22 protein-coding genes, 1 tRNA gene and 2 pseudogenes are annotated in these 22709 nt (G+C 71.2%); 12 read left to right on the forward strand and 13 right to left on the reverse strand.

Annotation, left to right across the window (positions count from 1 at the left end; genetic code table 11):
• The first annotated feature begins 20 nt into the window (after positions 1-20).
• Positions 21-1967 (forward strand): alpha-amylase family glycosyl hydrolase, encoded by a 1947-nt coding sequence (locus ACFSKW_RS39110; protein WP_379578736.1) that lies wholly within the window; start codon positions 21-23, stop codon positions 1965-1967.
• 127 nt (positions 1968-2094) lie between these two features.
• On the opposite strand, the gene ACFSKW_RS39115 is transcribed toward ACFSKW_RS39110, so the two are convergent.
• Entirely contained in the window at positions 2095-3828 is a 1734-nt protein-coding gene (locus ACFSKW_RS39115; protein ID WP_379578738.1) for a GMC oxidoreductase, read from the reverse strand.
• A gap of 315 nt (positions 3829-4143) precedes the next feature.
• On the opposite strand from ACFSKW_RS39115, the gene ACFSKW_RS39120 reads away from it, so the two are divergent.
• Positions 4144-4220: transfer RNA gene (locus ACFSKW_RS39120), tRNA-Pro, on the forward strand.
• Between the two features lie 63 nt (positions 4221-4283).
• On the opposite strand, the gene ACFSKW_RS39125 is transcribed toward ACFSKW_RS39120, so the two are convergent.
• From ACFSKW_RS39125 to ACFSKW_RS39160, 8 genes and pseudogenes are all read right to left on the reverse strand, one after another.
• Complete coding sequence (locus tag ACFSKW_RS39125) at positions 4284-4727, reverse strand: tyrosine-type recombinase/integrase (protein WP_379578740.1); 444 nt, start codon at positions 4725-4727, stop codon at positions 4284-4286.
• An 84-nt stretch (positions 4728-4811) separates the two neighbouring features.
• Entirely contained in the window at positions 4812-5537 is a 726-nt protein-coding gene (locus ACFSKW_RS39130; protein ID WP_379580235.1) for an RCC1 domain-containing protein, read from the reverse strand.
• A gap of 39 nt (positions 5538-5576) precedes the next feature.
• Positions 5577-5696 (reverse strand): annotated as a pseudogene (locus ACFSKW_RS39135) (RCC1-like domain-containing protein); the annotation flags it as partial.
• Positions 5654-6115 (reverse strand): sulfotransferase family protein, encoded by a 462-nt coding sequence (locus ACFSKW_RS39140; protein WP_379578742.1) that lies wholly within the window; start codon positions 6113-6115, stop codon positions 5654-5656. The gene ACFSKW_RS39140 and the pseudogene ACFSKW_RS39135, both read right to left, overlap by 43 nt.
• A 266-nt stretch (positions 6116-6381) precedes the next feature.
• Entirely contained in the window at positions 6382-6783 is a 402-nt protein-coding gene (locus ACFSKW_RS39145) for a DUF6223 family protein (RefSeq protein ID WP_379578744.1), read from the reverse strand.
• A gap of 286 nt (positions 6784-7069) precedes the next feature.
• Complete coding sequence (locus ACFSKW_RS39150; protein WP_379578746.1) at positions 7070-7546, reverse strand: DUF6223 family protein; 477 nt, start codon at positions 7544-7546, stop codon at positions 7070-7072.
• Positions 7547-8331: 785 nt separating this feature from the next.
• Positions 8332-8550, reverse strand: coding sequence for a hypothetical protein (locus ACFSKW_RS39155; protein ID WP_379578748.1), 219 nt, complete (start codon positions 8548-8550; stop codon positions 8332-8334).
• Between the two features lie 19 nt (positions 8551-8569).
• On the reverse strand, positions 8570-8758 hold the full coding sequence (locus tag ACFSKW_RS39160) for a hypothetical protein (RefSeq protein WP_379578750.1): 189 nt from the start codon (positions 8756-8758) through the stop codon (positions 8570-8572).
• A gap of 214 nt (positions 8759-8972) precedes the next feature.
• Between ACFSKW_RS39160 and ACFSKW_RS39165 the strand changes: the two genes are divergently transcribed.
• Complete coding sequence (locus ACFSKW_RS39165; RefSeq protein WP_379578752.1) at positions 8973-10769, forward strand: WD40 repeat domain-containing protein; 1797 nt, start codon at positions 8973-8975, stop codon at positions 10767-10769.
• A 61-nt stretch (positions 10770-10830) separates the two neighbouring features.
• Positions 10831-10919, forward strand: a pseudogene (locus tag ACFSKW_RS39170) (IS5/IS1182 family transposase); the annotation flags it as partial.
• A gap of 164 nt (positions 10920-11083) precedes the next feature.
• Here the strand turns inward: ACFSKW_RS39170 and ACFSKW_RS39175 are convergent.
• On the reverse strand, positions 11084-11461 hold the full coding sequence (locus ACFSKW_RS39175; protein WP_379578754.1) for a Rossmann-fold NAD(P)-binding domain-containing protein: 378 nt from the start codon (positions 11459-11461) through the stop codon (positions 11084-11086).
• Between the two features lie 31 nt (positions 11462-11492).
• Between ACFSKW_RS39175 and ACFSKW_RS39180 the strand changes: the two genes are divergently transcribed.
• On the forward strand, positions 11493-11816 hold the full coding sequence (locus ACFSKW_RS39180) for an Lrp/AsnC family transcriptional regulator (RefSeq protein WP_379578756.1): 324 nt from the start codon (positions 11493-11495) through the stop codon (positions 11814-11816).
• An 88-nt stretch (positions 11817-11904) separates the two neighbouring features.
• Here ACFSKW_RS39180 and ACFSKW_RS39185 read toward each other — a convergent pair whose 3' ends face one another.
• Positions 11905-13173 carry an NAD(P)/FAD-dependent oxidoreductase gene (locus ACFSKW_RS39185; protein WP_379578758.1) on the reverse strand — a complete coding sequence of 423 codons (1269 nt, stop codon included), beginning with the start codon at positions 13171-13173 and terminating at the stop codon, positions 11905-11907.
• Between the two features lie 440 nt (positions 13174-13613).
• Entirely contained in the window at positions 13614-13787 is a 174-nt protein-coding gene (locus tag ACFSKW_RS39190) for a hypothetical protein (RefSeq protein WP_379578760.1), read from the reverse strand.
• 486 nt (positions 13788-14273) lie between these two features.
• On the opposite strand from ACFSKW_RS39190, the gene ACFSKW_RS39195 reads away from it, so the two are divergent.
• Positions 14274-14597 (forward strand): hypothetical protein, encoded by a 324-nt coding sequence (locus tag ACFSKW_RS39195; protein WP_379578762.1) that lies wholly within the window; start codon positions 14274-14276, stop codon positions 14595-14597.
• 149 nt (positions 14598-14746) lie between these two features.
• Here the strand turns inward: ACFSKW_RS39195 and ACFSKW_RS39200 are convergent, their stop codons facing one another.
• Positions 14747-16384 carry a hypothetical protein gene (locus tag ACFSKW_RS39200; RefSeq protein ID WP_379578764.1) on the reverse strand — a complete coding sequence of 546 codons (1638 nt, stop codon included), beginning with the start codon at positions 16382-16384 and terminating at the stop codon, positions 14747-14749.
• Positions 16385-16638: 254 nt separating this feature from the next.
• Here ACFSKW_RS39200 and ACFSKW_RS39205 point away from each other — a divergent pair, with 254 nt between their 5' ends.
• The 6 genes from ACFSKW_RS39205 to ACFSKW_RS39230 all read left to right on the forward strand — a co-directional run bounded on the left by ACFSKW_RS39205 (position 16639) and on the right by ACFSKW_RS39230 (position 22659).
• Positions 16639-18261 (forward strand): gamma-glutamyltransferase, encoded by a 1623-nt coding sequence (locus ACFSKW_RS39205; protein ID WP_379578766.1) that lies wholly within the window; start codon positions 16639-16641, stop codon positions 18259-18261.
• Positions 18262-18451: 190 nt separating this feature from the next.
• Positions 18452-19909: an aldehyde dehydrogenase family protein gene (locus ACFSKW_RS39210; RefSeq protein WP_379578768.1), complete on the forward strand. Its 1458-nt coding sequence runs from the start codon at positions 18452-18454 to the stop codon at positions 19907-19909.
• Between the two features lie 102 nt (positions 19910-20011).
• Entirely contained in the window at positions 20012-20725 is a 714-nt protein-coding gene (locus tag ACFSKW_RS39215; protein ID WP_379578770.1) for a TenA family transcriptional regulator, read from the forward strand.
• Entirely contained in the window at positions 20725-21066 is a 342-nt protein-coding gene (locus tag ACFSKW_RS39220) for a Rieske (2Fe-2S) protein (protein WP_379578772.1), read from the forward strand. The genes ACFSKW_RS39215 and ACFSKW_RS39220 overlap by 1 nt, the downstream gene beginning before the upstream one ends.
• Positions 21063-22271 carry an NAD(P)/FAD-dependent oxidoreductase gene (locus ACFSKW_RS39225; protein ID WP_379578773.1) on the forward strand — a complete coding sequence of 403 codons (1209 nt, stop codon included), beginning with the start codon at positions 21063-21065 and terminating at the stop codon, positions 22269-22271. The genes ACFSKW_RS39220 and ACFSKW_RS39225 overlap by 4 nt, the downstream gene beginning before the upstream one ends.
• Before the next feature lie 10 nt (positions 22272-22281).
• Positions 22282-22659, forward strand: a complete 378-nt coding sequence (locus ACFSKW_RS39230) for a Rieske (2Fe-2S) protein (RefSeq protein WP_379578775.1) — start codon at positions 22282-22284, stop codon at positions 22657-22659.
• Positions 22660-22709 lie beyond the last annotated feature (50 nt).

The raw sequence follows: 22709 nt of genomic DNA on the forward strand, positions 1-22709 counted from the left end.
AATCTGGAGGTGCGCCACCTATGGCGACCGTCGAGGAGATCGTCGGCCAATCCGCGCCGCGCAGGATCGGGGAGGCTCCGTGGCCTGAGCGGCAGGATTACCACCCTTCCCCCGTCGACTGGCGGAGTGAGGTCATCTACTTCCTGCTCCCCGACAGATTCAGCGACGGCAGGGAGACCGAGCGCCCGCTCCTGGACAGGACCGACCTGTGGGCCGCGAGGCCCCAGGGATGGCGCTGGGACCGGTGGGCCAGATCAGGACGGGAACGCTACCAGGGCGGCACGCTGTCGGGGGTCGCTTCACGGCTGGAGTATCTGGACGATCTGGGCGTAACGGCGCTGTGGATCGGTCCGGTGTGGAAGCAGCGCCCCGTCGCCGGCGTCGAGGGCGCCCCTGCCGAACCCGACGACTACCACGGCTACGCGGTGCAGGACTTCCTCGAGGTCGACCCGCGCCTCGGCAGCCGGGCCGACCTGGTCGACCTGGTGAAGCAGGCGCACGCGCGCGGCATCAGGGTCATCCTCGACGTGCTGCTCAACCACTCGGGCGAGACGTGGGACTACGACCTCGGTGAGGAGGGGGCGCCGCGCTACGAGCGGCGCCCGCCGTACAGGGAGAGCCCGGCCTACGCCTTCGGCGCGTGGCGCGACGGTAGGGGCGGCAGGCTGCCGCACGGGGCCTCGCCCTCGCTGCCCGACCACGGGGTCTGGCCGGAGGAACTGCAGCACCACGACGCCTACACCCGGGCCGGCGGCGACGGCGGCAGTTTCGGCCCTGGCGGCGACGAGGACCCGAACGCCCCCTACAGGAGGGCCGACTGGTTCAGCCGCGACATCGACATGCCGAGCAGGCTGCAGACGATGATCCAGATCTACAAGTACTGGATCGCCCTCGCCGACCTCGACGGCCTGCGGGTGGACACGCTCAAGCACGTCCCGCTCGAACACGCGCGCGCCTTCTGCGGGGCGATCAGGGAGTACGCCGAGCAGATCGGCAAGTCGAACTTCCTCATCGTCGGCGAGGTGGGCGGCGGCGACACCATCCAGGAGAAGTATCTGAAGCTGGTGGGGCAGAACCTGTCGGCCGTCCTGGAGACGGGCGAGACCCGGGCGACGCTGCGCTCGGTCGCCGAGGGACAGACCAGGGCCGAGGACCTGTTCGGCCGCTTCACGCTGCCGCTCGACATCACCCACAGGGCGCTCGGCAGCCGCTACGTCTCCATGCTCGACGACCACGACGACCTGGCGATCTTCCCGCAGTCACGGTTCGGCTCCGCCGAGTCCTCGCCCTCGCGGACGGTCGTCGGCGCGGGCCTGCTGCTGTTCCTCCTCGGCATCCCCTGCCTGTACTACGGCATGGAGCAGGGCCTGACCGGGCCCGAGCAGGAGGAGCGCAAGTGGCTGCCCGGATGGGGCGTCAGGGATCTGGCGGGCGACATCTACCTGCGCGAGGCGATGTTCGGGCCCGACCATCCACGCGTCCTCGGCGGGCACGCCCCCGACCCCGACCTGCCCGGCTTCGGACCCTTCGGCACCTCGGGGCGCCACGTCTTCGACCAGGACAACGACGTCTACCAGCGCGTCAGGATGCTGCTGCGGGCCCGCAAGGAGCACCCCGTCCTGTCGGCGGGGCGGCAGTACCTGCGCAGACTCGGCAGGCAGGACGGCTCCTTCACCGCGCCCGAACCCGGCGAGGTGGTCGGCTGGTCGCGCATCCTCGCCGACGACGAGGCGCTGTGCGTGATCAACCCGGGCCACGCCTCCCGTACGGCGAGACTGCACGTGGACGCGGGGATCAACGCGGGTGTCACGGCGTTCACCGTCGTCGCGAACACGGCGGAGCTGGGCGGCGGCACCAAGCACCCCGTCGGGTCGACGGTGCCCGTACTCGCCGCGCCCGACGGGGCCCGCTACGTGGAGATCCACGACCTGCCGCCGCTGTCGGTCCTGGTAGCCGTCAACCGCTGACGGCCCCGCCGGGGGCGACGGTTCGCGCCGCCGCCCGCGGCGGATCAGGCACCCGTCCGCAGGCCGGCAGGACGGCGGCCACCGGGAGGGAACGGGGCACCGGCCCACCGCCCTCATCGGCGGCGCGTCAGCCGTTGACGAGCCGGTCGGACAAGCGCATCGCGAGCGCGGCCAGGGTGAGCGAGGGGTTGGCGGCGGGCGAGGTCGGGAAGACCGACAGGTCGCACACGTAGAGGTTGCGCCTGCCGTACACCCTGAGGTCGGGGTCGACCACGCCGGTGGCGGCGTCGGCCCCGATGCGCATGGTGCCCACCTCGTGGCCCACCGCGCCGAGCGTGGAACGCATCGGCTGGGGGTGCAGCGGCGTGCCGCCGACGGCCGCCATCACGGCGGCGCCGACCTCCGCCATGGTCTCCTCCAGGCCGGGCACCTCGACATGGTGCATGACGAGGCGGGGGCGGGCGCTCCTGCCCTCGCCGCGCACCTCGACGCTGTTGCGCTCCTCCAGCGGGACCGCGGTGAAGAAGACGACCTCGCACGGCATGTCCGCCTCGTCGAGGTCGAGGTCCTCGTCCACGTGGTACTGGTTGAGGTTGACGCCCATCTCGACGACGGCGTTGAACGGCGTCTCGCCCGCCGTACCCCTGAGCAGGAGCTTGGCCGCGTCCCTCGCGCTGTAGCCGGGCGCGCCGTCCTTGACGGAGAACTTCCAGTAGTAGGTCGGGTGGTCGGTGATGCCGCGCCCGACCAGCTCGTGCTCCAGCCCCGCGTTGTGGGCGAGCACCGGGGTGCCGACCGTGCCGCCCGCCAGGATCACGCTGCCGCCCTCGGCGAGCCTGTACGTCCGCTGGACGCCCGCCGCCAGGTCGAACGCCTCGACCGCGGTCACCGCGTCGCCGTCGAAGACGAACCCGCAGACCTGGTGGTGGAGGTTGACGTGCAGCCGGTCGGTCCACGAGACGCGCAGCACGTCCTCCATGAGCAGCGCCGCGGTGGAGAAGATGCCGGAGGGGATGCCGAGACCGTTCACCGAGGCGTGCTCGGCCGCGAGCATGGCGTCGTCATCGGCCAGGTCGGGCAGGTGACCCTTCAGGAGCGACTGGATCGCGCCGCACAGCGTGTCCTGCGGCATGGCCGTGCCGTTCAGCAGATCCTCGGCCCTGGCGTACCAGGTACCCTCCAGGTCCTGCCCGATCCGCTCCGGCCACCCCGCGAACTCGGCCGGCGTCATCCGCGGCACCAGCGCGCCCCAGAACAGCGACCTGCCGCCCAGGCAGAACGCCTGGGCCACGTCCATCGGCTGGTCGGTGTCGTAGCGCCTGACCTTGAACTGGTTCCACAGGTCCCAGACGCTGCGGTTGACGTAGGGGCCGTGACGCCTGGGCAGGTTGCCGACATGCGTCGGGAACAGGTAGCCGCCGGCCTCGAGGACCAGCACCCGCGCCCCGCCGTCACTGTCGGCCATCAGGCGGTGCGCCAGCGTGCCGCCGCCCGTGCCGCTGCCCACCACGATGTAGTCGAAGAGCTGGTCGGCCGAGACCGGAGGAAAATGCACGCGCGCGGCCAGCGAGTCGGCCACAGGGATGTCGTCAGGCTGCTCGAACAGGTCGCCCAGGCGGCCCTTCATCGTCGCCACGTGCTCGCCGTCCACCACCCGGTTGGGCCCGCGCTCCCAGGCGCCGTCGCAGCGGAACTTGAACTCCACGGGGCCCTCGCCCTGAAGCTCGACGCGCCACTCGTCGGCTCCCCTGACGTACTCGCACGGAACGTCCGCCTGCCAGCCGTCCAGACCGCTGCGGACCGACAGCCTCGCGTCCGGCCTGACGCCGCCGCCGCGCAGCACGATCGTGAGAGTCCCCATCTTCGTTTACCTCCCGCCTTCAAAGGATCTCACTGCATGGGGCTTTCATGACGCTTGTGAACGGCTACAAGGTCCTGACAACCGGACGGGGGGATCCTGGGTCCAGGCGGGAGCGCGAACCGGGAGTGATCACGGGGCGCCTGGGGGAGGCGCGGTTCGTTTCCCGCCCCACACAGCGACGGGGACCGGCGAGGGCGGCCGGAGCGGCGGAGGCACCTCCAGCCGCTCCGGCCCGAGCTCGCCTTCGATCGTGGTAGTGTTTTCCACGCAAGGCCGCCGCGGAACGCCTCCCAGAGAAGGTTCCGAGGGGCTTGGCGGGACGTAGCGCAGCTTGGTAGCGCACTTGACTGGGGGTCAAGGGGTCGCAGGTTCAAATCCTGTCGTCCCGACCAGATATTCGCTGGTCGATGAGGGTGTCTTCCGAAAGGGAGGCGCCCTTTTTTCAGGCCACTCGGTCATGCCGTCCTGGCCTTGAAGATCTTGTCCATGGCTTCAGCGCCCTTGGTCAACGCCGGCCTGATCTCCTGGCGGTAGACGGTCTCGGTCACGTCCGTTGACGAGTGGCCAACGAGACGCGAGATCTCCTCTATGGCGACATCATGCGCGGACAGCAGCGAGACGAAGCTGTGCCGCAGCTCGCGCGGACACCAGTCTGGGCCGATCCCCGCCGCATCTGTGATCTTCTGGAGCTCGCGACGGACGTACCAGCGATCCATCGCGATCCCGTCCTCGCGACGGAATACGAGGGCGTCGTCGGTCCCCCGTTCGCCCGACGCGAGGCGTTCGGCTGCCCTGGCTTTGTGAACCTTGAGGACCTGCAGCGCCCTCTTGGAGAGCTTCAGGACGCGCCTCGACTTCCGTGTCTTGGTATCACCTTTCGCCCGTACGGAGCGATACACAGCGACCGTTCCGGCCTGCGAAAACGCTCTACAAGATCAACTCGTGGCGGGTGTTGGCCTTACCTTGACCGCACCCCTATCTAGTCAGGCGACCCGGATCGCCTCCCAGTCGGTGATGTCGCACTGACCATGCTCGTTGTTTCCGGCGGCGACAACCGTTCCGTCCGCGCGCAGTCCGAGAGTGTGGGTGGATCCGGCCGCCACCGCGACGATCTCGCGCCAGTCGGCTACGTCGCGCTGGCCGGAATCGTTGCTGCCCACGGCCACGACTCGGCCAGCTGCGGTGACTCCGACGGTGTGGTAGCTCCCAGCCGCCACTGCCACAACGTCTCTCCAAGCACTGACGTCACAGGCACCCGCCGATTGATCCCCAACCGCAAAGACGCGTCCGTCGTTGGTGAGACCGACCGTGTGAAGGTAGCCGGCGGCGACGGCGGTAACGTCACGCCACGTGTCGACCACGCACTGCCCACGACGATCGTTGCCAACGGCAACGGTGGTCCCGTCGGCTCTGAGGCCCACCGAATGCCAGTCGCCACAAGCCAACGCGACAATCTCACGCCATTGGCTCACGTTGCATGCTCCCTCGCGGAGCCGCCCCGCGGCCAGCACGGTGCCGTCACCAACTAGCCCCAAGGTGCGGCGCCAGCCCGCGGCGACAAGGGTCACGTCGCGCCATGACGCGACGTCACACTGCCCGTCACCGTTCCAGCCCGTCGCCATTACCGCGCCGTCCGCGCGGAGGCCGACGCTGTGGGACCGTCCAGTGTTCGACGCCGTATGCACGTTGCCGGCCGCCACGGCGACCACATGAGCCCAGTGTTCGACCCGACACTCACCAGATGTCCCCGTGCCGGTCGCAACCACGGTGCCGTCGGCGCACAGCCCCAACGAGTGTCGTCGTCCAGCGGCGATGACAGGACTACTCACGTGCACATCATTGCCGAGTTCGACCAGTCGGCGCACCACGCCGTCCCGCAGTGAGCACGCTGCGCCACTGCCACCTGCCACCACCGGTCGCGCTCTCCGATGAGATCGAGAACCGGGCGGAGCCTCTCCATCGTCCTGAGTACCGCGGCCCCCGTTTCAGGCAGATCCGGCGGTACGTCCCGGCGGGTGGCGATCAGAGCCTGCATGCTGACATACCAGCGATGCGGATCGCGGACGGTCAGGACGACCTTCGCGTCCGGGTAGACCTCCACCTGCTCGCGCCAGAAGAAACTGGCCGGCCAGTCCTGGGTGGATCGGTAGCCGTCGAGCACGCTGTCCCAGTCCAGCGGCAGGCCGGAGGCGGCGGGCAGCCACCGGTCGACGTGGTCGGGATTGCTCCCGATTTCGGCCATGTGGTAGCAGGGACCGAATCCCAGCCTTTCCAGCGCGGCCTTCACCGATCTGGTTCCGGTACGCGGGAATCCCGCGCCGATCACGTGTAACACGTCAGCCTCCTGCTGCTGCGGCCGCGGCGTTCACCTTTCGGCAGACGTTGACCGCGGCCTTGGCGTAGGTGTTGGACTAGTAGGGCAGCCGCACTTGTTGATGTAGAGCGGTCTGCCTGTAGGTACATACGTACAAGATCACGGGAAGCGGCCGCCGTGCGATGATCGAGGTGTGTTCGGTCATCAGGGCCTCGATCGCGCGCTTGTATTCGCTGCGGTCAGCCGCTCAGCTCGGTGCGGCGGGAGCGGGCCAGAGCCAGTCCGCCGAGGACCGCGCCGACCAGCCCAAGCACCAGGGCCAAGGCCGCCCCGAATACTCCGTTGCCGGTGCCTAGACCACCGTCGGCGACAGCCAGTTTCACCGCGCCGTTGAGCCCGCCGATCAGCCCCGCCACCACAGCCACGATGGCTCCCCTCCTTCCGCCGTTGCCGATACGACGGACGGAGCGCAGCGCCAGCCAGCCGATGACCACGCTGCCCAGCGCCACCAGTGCGGCCACACTGGCCCAGATTCGCTCAGGGGTCCCGAGGAAAGTATCGACACCCTGGCCCGCGCATTCTGCCGACGTCGTACAGACTGGCGAGGCCGCTTGTGCGGCAAGCACAAACAGGACGGACATTGAGCATCCTTTCGGTCGGATGATAGGCGTCGGCAGCGTGCGCAGCGCGGTGACTCGGCCTGTGCCGGCCGAGGTACCGGTGACGAGCGCGAGCGCCTGGGAGGGGTTTCACGGAATCGATCAACGCGCCGTCGAGGCAGTCGCGGCCTCCGACAGCAGATGGCAGCATCTACGCAGTTCCGCGTAGACGACTCGCGCCTAGATACGTACCTTCACGACCGAGAGCGGACCTCTCACGCCGCGATAAAGATCGGTCTCAGCGCCGACGGCTGTCCGCTCACCAGCATTAACCCCGTTCCCCGGGCGTGCTCGCCTGTGCGGTGATCAGCTGGTTCGGGGGCGCGGTGGCGTGGCGGGAGCGGGCCAGAGCCAGCCCACCGAGAACCACGGCGATCAGCCCCACCACGAGGGCCACGAAGCCTCCGACTATCCCGTAGCCGGTGCCGGGACCTCCGTCGGCGGAGGCCACGACCAGCCCGCCGATGACCATGCCGGCCAGCCCCGCAGCCAGGGCCACGACGGCCCCCCTTCTCCCGGAGCCGGTGCCGATGCGACCGGCGGCGCGTGCCAGAGCCAGCCCGCCGATGACCACGCCGGCCAGCCCGAGCAGCGCGGCCACCGCGGACCACAGACGCCCGGCGGTCATGCTGTAGGCACTGACAGGGTCCGGCTGGGTCAAGACGTGCGCGGCCGCCGGTGTGGCAAGCCCGGCGATTGCGAGCGGGACGCTTACGGCGGCGGCAAGCAGGTGACGCACGGACATGTGGTGCTCCTTCCTTCCTACGACTGGATGTCGTCTGAGCATGTCCGCTGGACCCACCGCGGGTCGTCCCGCGTATGAGGGCAATGTGTGATGCCGCCGATGCGGCAGCCTGCTGCCGCGGACGCGGCAGGAGCGGCGGAGGTACTGCGGGTGCGGTAGCCGGCCGATCGTCCCCGCGCAGGAGTCGCTCGCGCGGGCGTACGGCTAGGGTGCGCGCATGGGTTCAGGACGGTTCGGTGTTCGATCCGGTGTTCGTGCTGGTGTCATCGACTGGGCGGTCGCCGGTTGTGTGGCTGCGGCGTTGCTGGTCACCGGGTTGTCCGGGCAGGCTGCGGGGGCGTGAGTCCGGCCCTCGGGGCGGCCTGGCGCGCGGTGCCGGGCTCGCCCCCGTGTGTCGTGCGGCGATTTCGGCGGGCTCGAGTCAGGATGGCTGGTGAGGTGCGCACTGCCCGGTACCTCCAGCGGACAGCCCCGCGGAAGCGGGGGGCTTGCCGAGGGCGGTCTATCCCGAGAGCTTCTCCGGTGCTCGGGGTAGGCCAGCCCGGGGTCAGGCGTCGTACCCGTGCCCCAACCTTCCCCGGCGGGAGCCGGCTCGCTCCACACCAGCCCTCGCCGACTGGCTGAGTGAAGGCGGCCTCCGCAACTGGCCGTTCCCACAGCACGGATACGACGGACCTCGCAGAGCGTAGTAGATCGCTACGGATCGGTAGGGCGTCCTCCTCCCGAAGGCGTCCCCAGCCCCAAAGTAGATCGATCGTTACAGGTCGCGGGGTGCGTGCCGGATATCACGGAGACTGGGGTTTCGGCACCGGAGGGCACGGACGGTCCAGGTCCCCGTCCGGGGCATCGATATCGCAGACCCGGACGCCGAATACCTCGCCGATACGTGCCACCGTGCCGGCGGCGAAGATCACAACCTCTCCCCTCCCCGATAGTTGTTCGTGGAGCGTCTCCATGAGCGCATCGGCGAGCCGTTCAAGAGCCACCCTGTCCGGCAGGTACAAGGCGCGAGGATCGTCCAGTTCATCCTCGGCGCTTGAACTCCTGCTGCCATCCGCGCACCTTGGCCGGATTGCGGTCGACGATGCCATCGCGGCCGGCCTGCCCCTCTGTGGAGCGGCTGCGCTCACCGGCGATCCGCCCGTGAACGATCCGATCGACCGGGAAGGTGTACTGGCACGGCGCCCACAGCAGCCACCCGGGAGAGATCATCACCCTGGCGGGGACCTGGGTTCAGGCCCCAAGATAGGTCCGACTTTGGGGAAGGATCCGGATGGCGTCGATCAAGGTGTTATGTGTCGCACTTGCCCTGCTGACCACCACCGCCTGCACCTCCGCTCCCCCCGAACCGGCCGCATCTCCGTCCCCTCCCGCCGCGATCGACCGACTCCCGCCTCCAGCGCCCGGCCGTCAGCTCGGGCCCACGATGTACGGCCACGCCGACGCAGCCTCGGGCCTCGACATCGGCACGGTGAACGGCAGGCCCGTGGTCGTCACCGGCGGCGGCGACGGCCTCCTGCGCATCTGGGACCTCGCCACGCACGAGCTCGTCGGCGAGCCGCTCCCCACCGGGCAGGGCAACTTGTACGACGTGATGATCATGCGCAGGGACAACAAGGACGTCGCAGTGACGAACGGTGACACCCTCCGCGTCTGGGACCTCGGCGCGCGCCGCGCGCTGACCCCGCCCATGGACACCGAGGCCTTGCTCCCAAGGCTGCTGGCCGTCGGCTCGGTGGCCGGCACGCAGGTCGCTCTCACGGAGAACAGCGGCGGCGAGGTCCAGCGCTGGAATCTGGCAACCGGACAGCCGCTCGGCGATCCGTTGAAGGGGTCGGGCAGGCTCCAGGCCGGTGCGATCGGGCGATCCGGTGACACGACCGTCGCGGTCACCGGGGAGGAGGATGGCGTCCTCCGCGCCTGGGACCTGACGACGGGCAAACCCCTGGCCACCGCCCGGACGGCATCGATCGAGTACATCCACGGCCTCGGCGTCGTCCAGGGTGTGGTGGTCATCACCGGGGCTGACGGCGGGATCGAGCGGTGGGACCTCGCCACCGGCGCTGTCACCGTGCAGGCCAAGGATGGAGACTCGACGTCGGTCAGGGTGGACGAGCTCGACGGGAAGACGGTTCTGCTCGTCGGCGCGCATGGCACGCTCCAGATCGTCGACGCGGCCACCGGCAAGGCTGTCGGTCACGGGTGGGACAGCGACGACCTGCTCGACCACGTCGCAGCTGTCGGCCGCCTCGGCAGGAAGCGGGTCCTGGCCATCGGCGATCTCAGCGGGACGGTGTCGATCTGGGACCTGCGCACGGGCAAGCAGCTCGGCCCGCCGATCGGCGCCTACGGCGGCCCGATCAGGTCGATCGGCGCCACCCTGCTGCATGGAAAGCCCGTCGCCGTCACCGCGGGCGACGACGACACTGTCCGCGTCTGGGACCTCACCCGCCACCGGCAGCTCGGCGCGGCGATCGACTGCGCCTGCGTCGAGCACGCGCCCATGGTGGTGACCACGCGCGGCGGGAAGCCCGTGGCGGTCATCGCCGACATCGACGGGGTGATCGTCCGAGACCTCGCCACGGGCAGGAAAGTCGACCAGGCCCCGTTCCGGGTCTACGCCAGGGCCCGCATGTCGGCGGACGGTCCCGTCGTGGCCGCCATCAGGCAGGAAGGCGAGGCCATGATCTGGGATCTGTCCGGGAAGGGCGGACGCAGGACATGGGAGGAGAGCGAGCAGGTCGACGCCGTGGCCGTCGGCCGCGGCCTGACGGCCACCGCTTCAGGCAGGCGGATCCAGCTGTCGAACCAGGCCACCGGTGAGCGGTACGGCCGGCCGATCACGAGCGCGACCGAGATAGACGCCATGGCCATCGGCCAGGTCGGCGACAGGACCATCCTGTTCGCCAGGGGCCGCTACGCGCCCGAGTACGGCTACGTCCGCCTGTGGGATGTAGCCACCGGCAAGCCGTACGGCAAGGCGCTCGCCCTCAGGACCACCACAATGGCGCTCGCGCGGGTGAAGTCCAGGACGGTGCTGGTGACAGGGCACGAGAACGGCACGGTGGCCGTGTGGGACCCGCTGACCATGCAGCCGCTCGTGCCACCGTTCAAAGGTCACACGGGCGAAGTCAACGGCGTCTCGGTGGTGACGGTGAAGGGCGGGTCGATCGTCGTCTCCGCCGGTGCGGACGGCAGCGTGCGCTCCTGGGACCTGTCCTGACTACCCGCACGGGTCCATCGGGCCTGTGTCCGGCAGGTAGCCGTCCGAATCGCACGTAACGGAGTCGAGCCAGCGATCAGGCCGGCATCGCTGGGTGATCGAGCGGGCCATGTCCTGGCTGACGGCCGCCGAAGGCTCACCATCCGCTACTGATCGTCCCGGTCGCCTCGGCCAGGAGGGTGTGGCGCGGCGGTAGCCCTGCCGCCGGAGGTCGCGGGAGGGGTCTCGCTCGTGGACGGCCACGTCGATCCCGGCCCTGCCCAGGCCGTTGGCCAGGGCCGGCCCGCCGAGGCCGGCCCCGATGACGATCACTCTCATCGCGACAGCCCGCCGAAGTCCGCGGCGCGCTCGTCGGCCCACGCCGACAGCGGCGTGGCGGGTGCCCCGGTGATCTCCTCGACTGTGGAGGTGGGGGCCGGAGGCGGGGCCGCTGCCATCGTGGCGTAGCCGGCGAGCAACTCCTCGACGAAGCCATCGGGGAAGCCGGGGTCGGCCAGCAGCCGGGCGCGTTCCTCCGCCGGCGACAGTTCCTGCCACCGCAGCGTGCGGCCGATCGCCTCGCCGATCACCCGCACCTGCTCGGCCTGGGTCAGCGCCTCGGGCCCGGTGAGGGTGTAGCGGCGTCCGGCATGCCCGGCCCCGGTCAAGGCGTGTACGGCCACCGCCGCGATGTCGTCCTCGTGGATCGGCACCGTCTCCAGCGAGCCGAAGGCCCCGCGTACGGTGTCTCGATCCAGCGGCGCCCTCAGGTTCGACGTCGAGATCCCTTCACAGTCCCTCGGCTACCACGCCGAGGCATGGCTGTGGATGAAGGTGGAACCGTCGGCCCTGGTCTCGGTCGGCACCGCGCTGGCCGCTCACCCCGAGGCCGATGTGGTGGCGGCCACCACCGGCCCGACCAACCTCATGGCCGGGGTGACCTGCCGCGACACTCAGGACCTCTACCGCTACCTCACCGAGAGGGTCGCGCCGCTCGACGGCGTGCGCGAGCTGGAGACCGCGCCCGTGATTCGTACGGTCAAGCGGGTGGGCACCCTCCTGTCCTGATGATCGCCCCGTGTCGCGGGGCGGGAGAGCCGCGAGAATCCGGTTCCGCGCCGTCGGAGCGTCCGGTGGCCGGCATCATCCTCATGGGTCACTCGGCGACCGAGGCCGCGCTGTGGCGTGGCCCCAGGTAACGCCAGAAGAAGTCGTTGAGCACGGTGATCCGGTTCCGTCCGCCCAGCAGGTACGCGATGTGCACGAAGATCCACGCCAGCCAGGGGAGCAGGCCGTGCATGGTCGTGCCGTTGCGCAGCTGTAGCACCGCGTCCGCGCGACCGACGATCGCCATGATGCCGGGGTCGCGGTAGGAGAACGGCTGGACGGGGCGGTCCTGCGCGGCGGCGAGGATCTGCCGGCCCACATGCCTGCCCATCTGGATGGCCGGCTGGGCGACCTGCGGCAGCGGCTGGGGAGGCAGCGCGAGGTCGCCGGCGACGAACACCTCCGGGTGGTCCGCCAGATTGAGAGCGTCGGTGACGACGACCCTGCCGCCCGTGCCCTGCGGCAGTCCGCAGTCGGCGACCTCCGCTGGCGCGGTGACGCCCGGCGCCCAGATGGTGACATCGCTGCGCAGGCGGGTGCCGTCGTCGAGGACGACGGCGTCCGGTTCGACCGCGGTGACAGTGCTGCCGAGCCTGAGGTCGACGCCGCGCTTGCGCAGCGCGTCGGCGGCGGCGTCGCGCAGGCGCGGCTTGTACGGCGCGAGCACGTAGTCGAACCGCTCGACCAGGGTGATGCTGGTCTGCTCGGGCTTGATCTCCGGGTGGGTGAGCGGGATGGTACGGCGGCACAGCTCGGCCAGGACCCCGGCCGTCTCGACGCCGGTGGGTCCGCCGCCCACGATGACGACGTGGGTGCTGGGGCGCTTGCCCTCGGCGGTCTCCTCCAGGCAGCGCTGCATCCGACCTCGCAGGGTGACCGCGTCGCGGACGGAGTACAGCGGCATGGCGTGCTCCTGCGCGCCTGCGATGCCGAGCCAGTTGGTGGTGACGCCGGTGGCGAGCACGAGGTAGTCGTAGTCGAGGGCGGTGCCGTCGGCGAGTTTCACCCGTTTGTCGTCGAGGTGCAGGCTGCTCAGCCTGGCCACACGGACGCGCACGCGGGGGTACTTACCGGCGAAGGCGCGCAGCGGGTATGCCACGTCCCCGGAGTTGATGCCTGCCGTGGCGACCTGGTAGAGCAGCGGCTGGAAGGTGGTGTACGGGCGGGGGTCGACAAGGGCGACGAGCGCGCCACCGCGGGCGAGCTCGCGGGCCGCGTTCAGCCCGGCGAAGCCCGCGCCCACGACCACGACGCGGGGCCTGGCCGGTCGCCTGGCCGGCTGGGGGCGCGCCTTCACCCGTTCCACGGATGACTTCACTGCGCTCTTCAATGGAGTCAACACACCGGCCATCACCGGCCTCCCTCCGCGATTCGCATCAGAGACGCAATTCGGCGCCGACGTAACGGGCGTCCAGGTCGTGACCGCCCCAGGCGGCCTGCGCGTCGCGGAAGAACTCGTCCATCCGGAGCTGCCGACCCTCCTTGGGCACCCCTGAGCGTCATGCCCTCCGGCTCTTCGCACACACACCGGCCAGGTAAAGACTCATCGAGTACCCGGGTCCCGTCTCAGGCGCCACCGCAGTCGGCGTCCACCACTCCGTACGGCCGGCGCGCGGGCGCCGCACCTGTATGCCGGGCACCATCCCCATGCCCCCTCGGCCGGCCGGACCGCCGACAACGCGCACATCGACAGTGAAGAGTGCGCCGGGAACGGGCACTCCGCTCATCGGCGGGGCGCCACACCGGATGCGGGGTGAGTCAGGACGCGGCCGACAGCACGAGCCTGATCGAGAAGTTCCGGTAGCCGAGCCGTTCGAAGCCCATGGCCATCGGGACGTCGGTGACGTCGGTGTCGGCGCCGATCCGCTGCGCGCCGGTCCCCGCGAGGAAGCGGGTGATCTCGGCGAGCAGGTCGTCGGAGTAGCCGAACATCTCAACGCCTCCCTTCTTCCGACATTTCAGGACGTGGACTGTAGCAGTGCGCGGCAGGTTCATCTCGATCCCCGCCGTGCAGGGATCCGGCGGTCGTCAGCGCCCGCTCGCGCCAGGCGTCCCTCCGCGGCCACCACCTTCTGGCCCTGCCGACCGGATGCGGCGGCGGTCCGCGTCAGTGGATTGCCGGAGGTGGCGGGCAGGCCCGCGGTGGCGCGTTCGGCGCACCCGGCCGGGATCCGCATGCCGGTTCGCCCGCGCGGCGGCTCCATTGACGTTCCCTGGGACGACCTAGGCGATACCTACGGTTTCGACGTGCTCCACAAGGAAACATTGCACCCAGTAACGCCTGACTACAATCTGTCACCATTGGAGCCTTGCCATGCCCAAAGCAGTCATCGTGACCCTGTCACTCGCCGCCGCCACGACGCTGCTGATCTTCGGTGTCGTCTCCTTCCGGCGTCCGGCCTCGGCCAGAGCCCGCAAGTGACCTGCCACACGCGCGGCCGGGCGGAGGTCCTCGCCACCCTGACGCAAGTTTGCGGCCGCAACCTGCACCAGGCGGTGCGGGTTCTGCGCACGCCGAGCACGGAGCTCTTTCGCTTCGTGGCCGCGAGCCTGCACCGCCCGGCCCGGGTCCTGCACGTGCGGACCCGTCTTCCCGACAGCCGGCACTCGCACAGTGACGTGCTCGCCGCCCTCCGGGCCGACCCGGCCATCACCGAGCAGCAACGCCAGGTGTTGATCGATGTCTACACCTCCTTCCGCAAGCAGGGCCAGGCCGCCCCGCCGCACCCCGACCGAACCTGACCCGCGTCTTCGCGGCCGCCGCGGAGGATCCTCTCCAGGAGGCGGCGGGGTCGCGCCGGACGAGGGCGGCATCCGGCAGTCGGTGCGCGCCGCGGGCGGCCGCCGTACGGCATGAAGGGGCGCTCTCCCGCCGTGGGAGAGCGCCCGGCCTAGAAGATGATCACCCCGGCGAGCGTCGCGGCCACCAGGCCGACGACGACGGGGACGAACGCCTTGCGCGCCAGGTCGAGCACCGGGACGCGAGCGAACCCCGCGACCGCCATGAGCGAGGACCAGGCGATGAGCACGCCGCCGCCCGACCAGACGCAGCCCATCTGGCCGATGGCCGCGAGCGTCGCCGGGTCCATCCCCGTGGTCGGCCCGAGCGCTCCTGACAGCGAGCCGGTCAGGGGAAGCCCGGCGAAACCCGAGCCGTCGAGCCCGGTGATCACGCCGATGACGAGAATGGCGAACGCGATGACGAACGAGTTGTGCGGGATGCCCGACTGCGCCGCGTTGACGAGGTCGAACAGGAAGTTCGGCGCCTTGGCGCCCTCCTCGAGCCCCATGATCTTGCCGGCGAAGGTGTCGCTGCCGATGAAGAAGAACCCGGCGATGGGCAGTACGACGCCCATGGCCTTGACCGCGAAGACCAGGCCGTCGACGACATGGGTCGCACAGGTCTCCAGGCTGCGCCTGCCGTCGGTGACGACGGTGGCGAGCAGGAGCAGCACCGCGGCGACCCCGCCGACCAGGGCGGCCGCCTGACCGCCGATCGTCTCGGGGATCAGGTCGGTGAACTTTCCCAGGAGCATGTACGCCACCAACCCGGCGAAGGTGAGGGGGACGACGACGGCGAAGGCCTTGGCCCGCCGGGCGAGACCCGGGAGGCCCGTGCCGCCGGCCGCCTCGCTCACCGGCCCGGCAGCCTCGCCGGCTCCGTGGGACGCGGCCGGACCGGGCACGTCCGAGGCCCCGGCCGGGCTCGGGGGCCCAGGGGAGCCCGGCGGTTCTGCCCCCCTGTCGGCCGCGATCTGGTCCGCCACCGCGACGGTCGCGACCGCGGGGGCCACGGCAGGGGCGACGGCGGCGGCTCCCGCGACGGACCCACCGGCGATGGCCGTCGGCGTGGCGGACCCGCCCTCCCAGGCCAGCAGGCTGTCCAGGCTCGGCGCCGTGATCGTCCTGCGGGTCGTCACGTACGCGAGGACCAGCGCGATCACGCCGACGATCAGCGACAGGACCAGCGCCCGGTCGGCCACCAGCCCTGCCGACGTCCCGGCCGCCTTGGCGGACAGGCCGGGGGCGACCTGCATGACGTAGTCGCTCGACAGGGCCATCCCCTGGCCCGCGATGGCGATCGCGAGGGCCGCGCCCAGCGGCGGCAGCCCGGCCCTGATCGCCACCGGCAGCAGGATCGCGCCGATCAGCGGTACGGCAGGCGTCGGCCAGAAGAACAGGCTGATGACGTAGGTGACGCCGGCGATGACCCAGTACGAGGCGTGGCCGTTGCGCATGATCGCCCGGAAGGGCTCGATCATCCGCTGGTCCGCGCCCAGCGCCCTGAGCGATCCGAGGAGCGCCGTCACCAGGGCGATGATGAGGAAGATGTTGAACAGTTCCGCCGCGGCGGTGAGGCTGGCCCCGAAAATCGACTGAAGTCCGGTGATGAGGTTCCCGGTGAAGGCCCAGGCGGTCAAGAACGTCGCCGCGACAGCGGGGATCACGATGTTCTTCCGCATGATCATCACAGCGATGATCACGACAATCCCGGCCAGGTACATCCAGTGAGCGGCACCGAGTTCCATGACACCTCTCTTTCGGTACGGCGTGCGCACCAGGCAGCGAGTAGATGCACAGAATGTGCTCGGTCTCCCGGGGGCGGGCAATGAGAAAACTGCACATTAAGCACCAGGTCGTTTGTGCAGCGTGCCAGCGTGCGTCCCGCTCCGGCTGATGGGCCGGCAGGGAAGACGCATGTGCACTGCGCCCAAGTTTCCCTGCGTATCCCCTGCACTTGGTCCATATCAGGGACGGAACTCCCCCACCGACACTGTCTGCCGTGTGCGGTTTCCTGCAGGAATGGAGCATCCCGCCCCGTGGCCCGGCGGTGGGCGCCGGCATGGTGGCGGCGAGCCACCCGGCGGTGGGCCTCGCGGGTGCGCGGGTGCTGGAACGCGGCGGCAACGCCGCCGACGCCGCCCTGGCGATGGCCGCGATGTGCTGGCCTGCCCTGCCCGGGCAGTGCGGCGTCGGTGGCGACGCCTTCGCGCTGCTGCGCCGCCCTGACGGCGAGGTGGTCTCCTACGGCGGTAGCGGCTTCGGCCCCGACGGCGGCCTGCCCTGCTTCTACCGCGAGCGCGGGCTGGCCGCGCTGCCGCTGGAAGGGCCGCTCGCCGTCGCCGTGCCGGGCGCGGTGGCGGCGCTCGCCGCCCTGCACGCGGCGGCGGCCACGCGCGACCTCGAGGAGCTGTGGGCGCCCGCCGTCGAGGCGGCCGAGCGGGGGCTGCCGTGCACGGCCAGGACCAGTGCCGACATCGCCGAGCACCAGGGAGCTCTCGCCCGCGACCCGGGGACGGCGGCGGTGTTCCTGCCGGGCGGGAGGCCGCCGCGTGCCGGCCGGCCGATCATCCAGCCCGAGCTGGCCGCGACCCTGCGCCGCCTCGCCGCCGACCCGGCCGGTTTCTACACCGGCGAGCCGGCCGAGCGCGCCGTGGCGGCGCTGTCGTCGGCGGGCGCCCCCTTCTCCGGCGAGGAGTGGGCCGCGTGCGGGCAGGCCCTGACCGGCCCGTCCATCGACGGGCGTTACGGAGGGTTCACCGTCCACCAGACGCCCCTGCCGACGCCAGGCTGGATGGTCCTCCAGCAGGCCGCACTGTGCGACGGCGTGCTCGCCCGCCTGCCGTGGCTCGGCGCGCAGGCGATCGGCTGGGCGGCCGGCGCGGCCGCGACGGCCTTCGCCGACCGGCTCGCCTCCTGCGGATCCGACGGTGACGGCTGGCGCGAGCTGCTCACCCCCGCATCCCTCGCCGCGCGCAGGGCGGCGCTGAGCACGGGACGGCCCCCTGTCGTGGCACGATCGCCGGTGCCCGGCGGGGGCGACACCACCTCGGTGGTCGCGGTCGACGCGAGCGGCATGGCGGTCAGCCTCATCCACTCCCTCGCCTTCACGTTCGGCGCGCGGATCACCGTCCCCGGCACCGGCGTCGTGCTCAACAACCGGCTGGGCCGCGGGGCGTACCTGCTGGACGGGCACCCGAACGAGGTGGCTCCGCGCCGCAGGCCGCTGCACACGCTGAACGCGTGGATGGTCACCGACGCGGCGGGCCGCCTGCGCCACGTGGGCAACACGCCCGGCGGCGACGGCCAGGTCCAGTGGAACGCGCAGCTGCTGTCCCACGTGCTCGACCATGGTGCCGACCCCGTGGAGGCGGTGTCGGCGCCGCGCTTCACGCTCTTCCCCGGCAGCGACGCCGACACCCTCGGCAGGCCCTGCGAGCTGCGCTGCGAGTCCCGCCTGGGCGATCGGGTGCTGGCCCGACTCGGGGAGCTGGGGTTCGACGTGCGCGTTACAGGGCCGTGGGGGGCGGGCGGCAGCGCGCTCGTCGTGACCGCCGACCACGCGTCGGGCGTCCTGTTCGGCGCCGCCGACCCGCGGCAGGACGGGGTGGCGCTCGGTGTCTGAGCCCCCGCCGGTGGAGCGGAGGTGGAGATGGACGTGGAGGCGTCAGGAGCGGCGGAGAAGGTGGACGTGGAGGCGTCAGGAGCCCCGGGCGTCGGCCCAGCCGGTGGAGCGGCGGCGGAGGCGGACATGGGAGGCAGGCGACCCGCAGGCGTCGGCTGGTGGCGGCCCGTGACACGGAGGAGGAAGCGACGTGACGAGCACATCCGGGCTCAACCTGGTGGCCGGACAGTGGACGGCCGCCCACTCGGGGAAGGTCTTCTCGCGCAGGAACCCGGCCGACGACGACGACCTGGTCGGGGAGTTCCCCGAGTCGTCGATGGCGGACGTCGAGGCCGCGCTGCCCGCCTTCGCCGAGGGCGCCGCCGAGTGGGCCGCGGCCTCCGCCGACCGGCGGGCGGAGGTGCTGGGGAGGGCGGCAGGCCTCCTGGAAGAGCGGCGCGCCGAGCTGGCCGCCGAGCTGGTGCGCGAGGAGGGCAAGACGCTCGCCGAGGCGACGGCCGAGACCACCCGGACCTCACTCAACCTGCGCTTCTACGCGGGCGAGGCGCATCGCGTCGCGGGCGCCTCCTATCCCGCCGACGACGGCGGCCTGGTGTACACCTGGCGCGAGCCCGTCGGGGTGGTCGGCGCCATCACACCGTGGAACTTCCCGCTCACCATCCCGTCGCGCAAGATCGGGCCCGCGCTCGCGGCGGGCAACGCCGTCCTGTTCAAGCCCTCACCGGTCACCCCGCTCATGGCGCAGCGCCTGGTCGAGGCGCTTCTCGCGGCGGGGCTGCCGTCCAGGGCCGTCGCGCTGCTGCACGGCGGCGCCGCCGCCGGCGCCGCAGCGGCGGCCGACCCGCGCGTGGCCGCGGTGACCTTCACCGGCTCCACCACCGCGGGGCGGGCGGTGCACGCCCTGGTGGGTCCGTCCCGGCGGGCGCAACTCGAGATGGGCGGCAAGAACCCGGTGGTGGTACTGCAGGACGCCGACCTCGACCGCGCGGCCCGGATCATCGTCAAGGGCGCCTTCGGCCTCAGCGGCCAGGCCTGCACCGGCACCAGCCGCGTGATCGCCCTGCGCCAGGTGCACGACCCGCTCCTCGACCGCGTGGTGGAGCTCGCGGGGAAGCTGGCCGTCGGAGACGGCATGCGGCCGGGCGTCGACATGGGCCCGCTGGCCGCGGACTTCCAGCTCCGCAAGGTGCTCGACCACGTGCGCGTCGGCCAGGAGGAGGGGGCCGACCTGATGACTGGCGGGCACCGGCTCACCGGCGGCGGGCGGGAGCGCGGCCTGTTCGTCGCGCCGGCCGTCTTCGCGGGGGTCTGCCCGGAGATGCGGCTCGCCCGCGAGGAGATCTTCGGCCCCGTGCTGGGGTTCCAGTGCGCCGCCGATTTCGAGGAGGCGCTGGAACTGGCCGCCGCCACCGAGTACGGCCTCGCCTCCGGCATCGTCACGCGCGATCTCGGCAAGGCGCTGGCCTTCGCCCGGCGCAGCCCGTCCGGCCTCGTGAAGGTCAATCAGCCGACCACGGGAACGGCGATGAACGTGCCCTTCGGAGGGCTCGGCGAGTCGAGCTCCCAGACATTCAAGGAGCAGGCGGGGCCGACCGCGATGCTTTTCTATCTCCGCGAGAAGAGCGTTTATCTTTCGCCACTCGACTGACGGTGCAGAGTGCACACGAATTCCGTTCGCCGCTGTGCCGGATAACCGTACGAAAAGAAATCGGAATTTCCTAGCCTGACCTCAGGAGAAGGGAGCGGTAAAATGCCGGAACTGCTGTCGCGCGACGAATTCCGCCAGGCGCTGAAGGACTCGATCAAGGGCCGGAAGGCGAAGGACGCGCCGTTCAGCCGGGCGTGGGCCGAGGGCCTGCTCAAGCGTGAGCACTTCGCCCGCTGGGCGGAGAACCACTACCACTACGTCGGGCCGTTCGCCGACTACCTGGCCTACGTCTACGCCAACACCCCCGACCGGTTCACCGGCGCCAAGGACTTCCTCCTGCAGAACATGTACGAGGAGGAGCTGGCCGACATCCGCCACACCGACCTGCTGATCCGGTTCGCCGAGGCGTGCGGGACGACCAGGGGGCGCATCGAGGACCCGGCCAACATGAACCCGGTCACGCGCGGCCTGCAGTCGTGGTGCTACGCCGTGGCCATGCGCGAGCACTTCGTCGTCGCCACGGCCGCGCTCGTCATCGGCCTGGAGTCGCAGGTGCCGAGCATCTACCGCAAGCAGATCGTCCCGCTGCGGGAGGTGTACGGGTTCACCGAGGACGAGATCGAGTTCTTCGACCTGCACATCACCTCGGACGAGGTGCACGGCGAGCGGGGCTACCAGATCGTCCTCGACCACGCCGACACCCCCGAGTTGCAGCAGCGCTGCCTGCTGCTGTGCCGGTGGGGCGCCGAGATGCGCTTCTCCTACACCGACGCGCTCTACAGCCACTACGTCAAGCCGGACCTCGCCGCGACGTGATGACGTCGAACCAGTGGGTCGAGGTGGGGACGCTGCCCGATCTCACGCGGCGCAGGCGCAAGCTCGTGACCGTCGGCGGCGAGCGGATCGGGCTGTTCCTGGTGGACGGCACCGTCTACGCCCTGCGCGACGTGTGCGTGCACAAGCAGCGATCGCTCACCAAGGGCACGATCCTGCACGGCCGAGTGATCTGCCCCGGTCACCAGTGGGCCTTCGACCCGCGCACCGGGCGGGCCGACGGGCAGGACGAGTGCCAGCCCACCTACGAGGTGCGGGTCGAGGACGGCACGGTCTACGTGGATCCGCGTCCGCGGACGCCGGCGATGGAGGAGAACCGGTGATCGGATCGGTCATCGTGGTGGGCGCGGGCCAGACGGCCGCGGTCGCCGCGCGCACGCTGCGCCGCCGCGGGTTCGACGGCGGCGTGCTCCTCATCGGCGAGGAGCACGCCCCGCCGTACCAGCGGCCGCCGCTGTCGAAGGAGTACCTGGCGGGTGAGGAGACCTCCGAGGGGCTGTGCCTGCTTCCCGAGCGCTGGTGCGCCGACAACGGCGTCGAGCTCCGCCTCGGCGTCCGGGTGGTGGCCGTGCGCGCGGCCGAACGGGCGGTGGAGCTGGCCGACGGTTCCGTGCTGCGCGCGGGGGCGCTGCTGGTCGCCACCGGTGGCAGGCCGCGCCGTCTGCCGGGATTCGAGGGCGAGCGGGTCAGGTACCTGCGGACCATGGCGGACGCGGACCGGCTCAGGGAGGATCTGCGGCCAGGCGCCAGGGTGGTGGTCGTCGGTGCCGGCTTCATCGGCTCAGAGGTGGCCTCGACCGCCCTGGCGCGGGGCGCGGACGTGACCGTGATCGAGCGCGCGGAGCGCCCGCTGGCGCACGTCCTCGGCGAGCGGATGGGCGGGGTGCTGGCGGCCCTGCAGCGCGCCTGCGGCGTCGACCTGCGCACCGGCGAGGCCGTGCGCGGGTACGCCGAGACGGGCCGGGCGGCCGTGGTGCTGACCGCCTCGGGCCGGGCCGTCGAGGGTGACGTGGTCGTGGTGGGCGTCGGGACAGTGCCCAACGTCGAGCCGCTCCAGGGCTCAGGCGTCGAGGTAGACGACGGCGTGCTGGTCGACGAGTACTGCCGTACGAGCGTCGAGGGCGTCTACGCCGCAGGGGACGTGGCCCGCCACCACCATCCGCCGACCGGCCGCGGGATCAGGGTCGAGCACTTCGACCACGCCAGCCTCCACGGCATGGCGGCCGCCAGGAGCATCCTCGGGCAGCGCAGCCCGTACAGCACGCCGCACTGGTTCTGGTCCGACCAGTTCGGCAGGAATCTGCAGTACACCGGTCACGCGAGCGACGGGGACGAGATCGTCGTGCGCGGTGACGTGGAGGGCTTCGACTTCGTCGCCTTCTACCTGGACAAGGGCGTGCTCCGGGCCGCCTTCGGGATCGACAGGGGCGGCGAGGTGGCGGCGGCGCGGCAGCTCATCGCGGCACGCGCCGAGCCCGACCCTGCGGCGCTGCGCGACGAGGACACCGACCTGACCGATCTGCTGTGAGGAGAGAGCCATGGACTACCGGCGCGTGGCCAGGTCGGGCCAGGTGCCCGAGGGCGTCGTACGGCGGTTCTTCCTGGACGGGGTGGAGATCGCGGTGGCCCGCTGGGCCGGCCGGGTCCACGCCATGTCCAACTACTGCACCCATCTCGACTGCCTGCTGTCGTCCGGCCACGCCACGGAGGACGGTCTGCTGTGCTCCTGTCACGGCAGCGTCTTCGACTACGAGTCGGGCGAGCCTGTCACACCTCCCGCGACCAGGCCGATCCACGTGTACCCGGCCAGGGAGGAGGGCGGCGAGATCCTCGTCCTGCTCCCTCCGGAGGCGGCGACGGCGGACGGCCCGAGGCGGCGGCGGCTCGACCACGGCAGGCGGGAGGCGACGGGCTGAGCCCGCGGCGCCGCCGTCGCGCCCCCTGCCGTCGCCCCCTGCCGCCGGGG

This window comes from Nonomuraea mangrovi, from assembly GCF_042681425.1.
GTDB lineage: Bacteria > Actinomycetota > Actinomycetes > Streptosporangiales > Streptosporangiaceae > Nonomuraea > Nonomuraea mangrovi.